Below are 5,190 nucleotides of genomic sequence, written 5' to 3' on the forward strand. Positions count from 1 at the left end.
CCGGCCCTCGACGCCCTCCGCACCCGCGCCCGCCCCGTCCGCCGGCGGCGGTTCGTCCGGCGGTGGCGGTGCCTCGAGCGGCTCGGGCTGGGTGCGCCCCAGCGCCGGGTACATGTCGAGCGGCTACGGCATGCGCGTGAACCCCGTGACCGGCGTGTACCGCATGCACGACGGCATCGACCTGGCCCCCGGCTGCAACAGCCCGATCTACGCGGCGACCTCCGGGACGGTCACCTTCGCGGGCCTGACCGGCGGCTACGGCAACTACATCCAGGTCAGCCACGGCGGCGGCGTCTCGACCGCGTACGGCCACATCGTCAACGGGGGCATCAAGGTGTCCCGCGGGCAGAGCGTCGTCGCGGGCCAGTTGATCGCGCTCGTCGGTTCGACCGGCAACTCGACCGGCTGCCACCTCCACTTCGAGACCCGCGTCGGCGGCGCCTCGACCAACCCCGTGCCGTTCATGGCCGCGCGGGGCGTGCGACTCTAGGCACCCCACGAGGGGGCAGAATCGTCTGGTGACGAACGCCGCTCCCTCCGCCCTGCCCCCGCTGCATCTCGAACGCGTCGCCTTCGACGATCCCCGTGCCGTCGCCCTGCGCGACGCCATGGACGCCGAGATGACCGTCCGCTACCACCGCGACGTCGTCGAACCCGTCGACGTCGTCGAGGCCCGGAACGCCGCCCTCACGGTGCACCCGTCGAACGTGCTGGCCACCGTGCTGGTGGTCGTCGACGACGGTGCCGACGGCGGCACGCCCGTCGGCCACGCCCTCGTGCAGAGCCGGGACGGCGAATGGGAGGTCAAGCGGGTGATCGTCGCGGACGGTCAGCGTGGCCGCGGCATCGGCCGGCTGCTGATGGCCGAGCTCGAGGCGGTCGCCCGAGAGGGCGGTGCCCGCCGACTGATCCTGCAGACCGGGGACCGTCAGCCCGACGCCGTCGCCCTCTACGAGAAGATCGGCTTCACCCGCATCCCGACCTACGAGCCCTACGTCACGACCATCCCGCAGTCGATCTGCTTCGAGAAGCCGATCGCCTGACGTCCGGCGGCCGACGCCCCCCGAGGAGGCGCGGGTCGACACGACGACGGAGGCGCGCCCCGGTCGCGTGACCGGGGCGCGCCTCCTGCGTTCCATGGGCGGGCGCGTCCGTGCGGGCCTTCCGTCCGAGGCCGCCCGTCGCCGGCGGAGCCGCCCGAGGTCGCGGACTAGAGGCCGGCGGTCGAGCGGATCCAGGTCGCGCTCTGCGACAGCACGGCGTAGTTCGAGCCGGCGCGGGTGTTCGCGCCCGGGTCGGCCTCGTCGCCGGTCGAGCAGACGGCCACGATCTGGCCGCCCACGATCAGGGGGCCACCCGAGTCGCCGTGGTTCGCCGCGCCGGTGGTGCCGGTCAGGTGCTGTGCGGCCCCGCCGTAGGCGTCGGTGCTGCGGCCGGTCAGGCCCACCGTCGCCTGGTACAGGCCGTCGGACTGCACCGAGTTCGCGCGCAGGCCGTAGCCCATGATCGTGCCGCTGCCCGACGACGTCGCCTGGAACCCGAGGTTCAGCGTCGGGTAGCTGCCGAGCGCCTTCGACTGGCCGAGGTGCACGAGCGCGATGTCGCCCGCGGGGGCGGCGGCGACGCGGTCGACGGCGATCGCGGTGCCCGGGTTCGTCGTGCTGTTCGAGTGGTACACCTGCATCGAGGTGACGCCGTCGATGCAGTGGCGGGCGGTCAGCACCCAGCTGGCGTTGATCTGCTCGCCGGTGCAGGCGTAGCTCGCGGTGCCGCCGGACCGGAAGACCAGCTGCACGGCCCACGGCGTCGTGGGAGCCTTCTCGCCGCCGACGACGTCCGTCGACCGGATGGTGTCGACGGGCCCGGCGGCGACGGCCGAGGTCGAGACCCCGAGCGATCCGACGACGAGGGCTGCGGCGGTGAGGGCAGCGGCGACGGAGGTCTTCATGTGGTTCCCCTTGGTTCGTGGGCTGCGTGTCGGGTGGTGCCTGCCGGGCGGTCCGGTGATCGACCGACCGGGTGGATCGGACACGTGCCGCCTGGGTCGAGCTTTCGCCTGGCCCTCGTTCGGGTGCAAGTCGGCACTCTGGCCGACTTGACGGCGGGTGTTGCGCGTGGCAACAGCGCCGGTGCTCGCGAGGGGTGGGGGCGGACGGGTAGCGTGTGCGGGTGATCACGCGACGAGACGCCGCCCTGCGACTGGACATCCCGCTCGAGATGGCCAAGCGCCACGGCCTGCCGCCGAAGATGACGGTCGACGAACTCGTCGCGATCGAGCGGACGCCGCCGGCCTGGCTGGTGCAGTCCCGGGCGAACCGCACGGGCAAGCCGGTCTGGGTCGAACTGGAGTGCGTCGTCTGCGGCTACCACGAGGCGGCTCGCCCCAAGAAGTGGTGGCCCGAGTACACCTACCTCAGCTGCGACGACCACGGTGCGGACGAGTTGCCCGAGCCCGAGCCGGGCGTCGTGCGCGCCGAGGTCGACGGCGTCGGCACCCGCTTCGTCGCCATCGTCGACGTCGCCCCCTGACCCGACTGCCTGCCCGGGAGGCGCGCGCCGCGTCGGTCAGACCGTGTACTGCACCGAGACGGGCGGCTCGAGCCCGGCGAGCAGGTGCACGTACGCCTGGCGGGCGTCCTCGACGAGCAGTTGCCGCTGGATGTGTTGGTCGTGCCAGTCGACCAGGTCGTCGGGCGTGACGTCGTCGACGTCGTCGGCCACGAGGTAGGTGAACGCGTAGGCGCTGCCGCCGTCGTCGAGGGTGCGACGGTAACCGAGGGTCTGGCGGCTCAGGGTGTCGACGAAGACCTCCCAGCCGGGGTCGCTCGCGTCCGGCAGGGTGACGTCGACCACGGGGTGGGCGGCGCCGACGGCGGGGGAGGCGAGTCTCGTCCCGAGGGTGGCCGTCCGCATCGTCGTGGCGGCGGGCCCGGCCGCCGCGAGGTCGACCGGGTCGGAGTCGTCGGGCACCGAACGGCCCCTGACCGGGCCCGAGTCAGGCGAACCCGCGGCCGCAGGGGCCGCCGCCCGGGCCGCAGCGGAGGCGCCGGCCAGCGACGCCTCGGGAGAGCTCGTGTCGACGCCTCGGACCACGTCGTGGTCGACCCGGGCGACGGCACGCGCGAGGGCGCCGTCGAACAGCTGCAACCGTCGCGCCGTCGCCCGCAACCAGGCCTCGAGGGCGTCTCGTTCGTCGGACGAGAAGGGCTCGGGCTCGAAGGAGTGCACGGCGAAGGACGCCGCCTCGACCGACCACTCCCACGCGAGCACGACGCGGAGGAGTGCCGACCGTCGGGGCATCAGGGCGAGCGTCCCCTGGCGCAGCCCGGGTGAGAAGTGCAGTTCGGGTTCGTCGAGCAGGTGCCGGACGCCGGAGGCCGCACCGGTCGAGGTGGTCGGCACCAGGAAGTCCACCCGGACCTCTCGCCAGGGTGTGGCCCGCACGGGTGGGGCGTCCTCGTCACGCAGGACCGTCAGGCTGCGCGGCATCTCGGGCGGCAGGGGTGACGGGGCGTCTGTGGGGTCGACGGGATCTCGGTCGTTCGGTGCCATGGCCCGAGAATGCTGGCACGGCCCGATGCGAGCCGCCTGGACGAGCCGGGGTCGCGTCGCCTGGCGGTCAGAACGACAGCTGGTCGACCGACGTGAGCGGCACCCACCCCGCGCGGATGCCGTCCGGCGGCTCGATCGTGGGCACGGGCCGGAGCGTGTCGGCCTCGGCGAGTTGGGCGAGGTCGAAACCGGTCATCTCGGCGATGTCACGGACGGGCACCTGGTAGGTGCGGTACGGCCCGAGGGGCGGCGGGTCGCCCTGCTCGTGCGCGCGGGCGAAGGCCGCCTCGAGGTCGACGCCGTCGAGTTCGGGGGACTGGTCGAGCAGGTACGCCGCGCTGCGCAACGAACCGCCGTCGGAGGTCGTCCAGGCCGCGACCTTGAAGAACCGACGGGGCAGGCGGATGCCGCGGTAGGGCGCGTCGTCGTCGAGCAGCACGGGCGCCGTGAAGACCGTCAGCCGCTGCCGATGCGTGGAGGCGTACTGCAGCACCTGGTCCTCGAGGCCGAGCCACAGTTCTTTCGACTGGTTGAACTCGGCGGCCTGGGGCGCGGCGTTGGTGAAGCTGAAGGTATCCACGTTCGCCGCGGCCGCGACGGCCCGCTCGCCCCAGACCGGGTCGCGCCGACGCACGAGGTGCCCCCGGTCGAGGTCGTTCGAGGCGTACACCTCGGGACCCGTCTGTTCGTCGTCGGGCACGCGCTCGTCGAGGTGCCAGTCGTCGCCCCGGCCGAGGTCGACCAGCGACGACCCGTCGATGTTGACGGCCGTCAGGGCGGCCAACCGCCGGACGGGGTCGAGCAGCACCGTGAAGTGGACGTAGGGCAGCTCGCGGACGGTGGCGTGGACGGCCGGCAGGGGCACGTCGACCGTGAGGAACGACGGGTCGTACCCGGCGCGCCCGAGGTCGGCGGTGCTCGCGGTGGTGCGGTCGTCTGCGGTGCTCATGCGCGCCTCCGGCGGGGTCGTCGTGCTCGTGGGCCCATCATGCCCACGACCCCGGACATCGGTCCGGCCGCCACCGGAGGACGGCCCACTGGAGGAGGGCCGGCCGGGGCTCGGTCGGCCGAGCCTCGGTCGGCCGGGGCTCAGTCGGCCAGGATCGTGTAGAGCGCGCGGCGTGCCTCGTCGAGCTTGGCGGTGGCGGCGGCCCGCTGGGCGTCGCTGCCGTCGTGGTGGAACTGCTTGACGACGCCCATGAGCTTCATGAGGCTGGTCTGGAACTCGCGGTCGGTGTCGCTCGCGTCGTCCGCCGTGGCGGCCCAGGCCTTCTCGATCTCGTCGGCGTGTTCGGCCACGTAGGCTCGGCCCGCGTCGGTCAGCGTGAAGACGCTCTTGGTCGCGGCCTCGTCGGACGAGATGAGCTCTTCGTCGACGAGTTGCTGCAGCGTGGGGTAGACCGAGCCGGGGCTGGGCTTCCACGTGCCGTCGGTGCGCTCGGCGATCGCCTTGATCAGGCCGTAGCCGTTCGACGGGGCGTCGGACAGCAGCGAGAGGATCGCGAGGCGCACGTCGCCGCGTCGTGCCCGGCCGCGTCCTCCGCGGCCCGGTCCGAAGCCGCCGGGACCGAAGCCCGGGCCGCCGGGGCCGAAACCGGGGCCGAAGCCGCCGAAGCCCGGACCGGGGCGGAACCCGCG

At 73.4% G+C, this 5,190-nt stretch carries 7 protein-coding genes; 3 read left to right on the forward strand and 4 right to left on the reverse strand.

Annotation, left to right across the window (positions count from 1 at the left end; all coding sequences use genetic code 11):
• The coding region (locus IFT36_RS14995; protein ID WP_200413551.1) for a M23 family metallopeptidase at positions 1-490 on the forward strand (490 nt) is incomplete at its 5' end.
• A gap of 28 nt (positions 491-518) precedes the next feature.
• Complete coding sequence (locus tag IFT36_RS15000; RefSeq protein ID WP_307785126.1) at positions 519-1,043, forward strand: GNAT family N-acetyltransferase; 525 nt, start codon at positions 519-521, stop codon at positions 1,041-1,043.
• 167 nt (positions 1,044-1,210) lie between these two features.
• On the opposite strand, the gene IFT36_RS15005 is transcribed toward IFT36_RS15000, so the two are convergent.
• A complete protein-coding gene (locus IFT36_RS15005) occupies positions 1,211-1,948 on the reverse strand; it encodes a S1 family peptidase (protein ID WP_200413552.1) in 738 nt (245 codons plus the stop codon).
• Between the two features lie 221 nt (positions 1,949-2,169).
• On the opposite strand from IFT36_RS15005, the gene IFT36_RS15010 reads away from it, so the two are divergent.
• Entirely contained in the window at positions 2,170-2,529 is a 360-nt protein-coding gene (locus IFT36_RS15010; protein ID WP_056046678.1) for a hypothetical protein, read from the forward strand.
• 36 nt (positions 2,530-2,565) lie between these two features.
• Here IFT36_RS15010 and IFT36_RS15015 read toward each other — a convergent pair whose 3' ends face one another.
• From IFT36_RS15015 to IFT36_RS15025, 3 genes are all read right to left on the reverse strand, one after another.
• Positions 2,566-3,552, reverse strand: coding sequence for a hypothetical protein (locus IFT36_RS15015; protein WP_200413553.1), 987 nt, complete (start codon positions 3,550-3,552; stop codon positions 2,566-2,568).
• 67 nt (positions 3,553-3,619) lie between these two features.
• Positions 3,620-4,501 carry a DNA/RNA non-specific endonuclease gene (locus IFT36_RS15020; RefSeq protein ID WP_056046674.1) on the reverse strand — a complete coding sequence of 294 codons (882 nt, stop codon included), beginning with the start codon at positions 4,499-4,501 and terminating at the stop codon, positions 3,620-3,622.
• A gap of 140 nt (positions 4,502-4,641) precedes the next feature.
• Positions 4,642-5,190, reverse strand: a 549-nt coding sequence (locus IFT36_RS15025) for a PadR family transcriptional regulator (protein ID WP_200413554.1), incomplete at its 5' end; no start/stop codon positions are given.

It is taken from the genome of Frigoribacterium sp. CFBP 13605, from assembly GCF_014839405.1.
Taxonomy (GTDB): domain Bacteria; phylum Actinomycetota; class Actinomycetes; order Actinomycetales; family Microbacteriaceae; genus Frigoribacterium.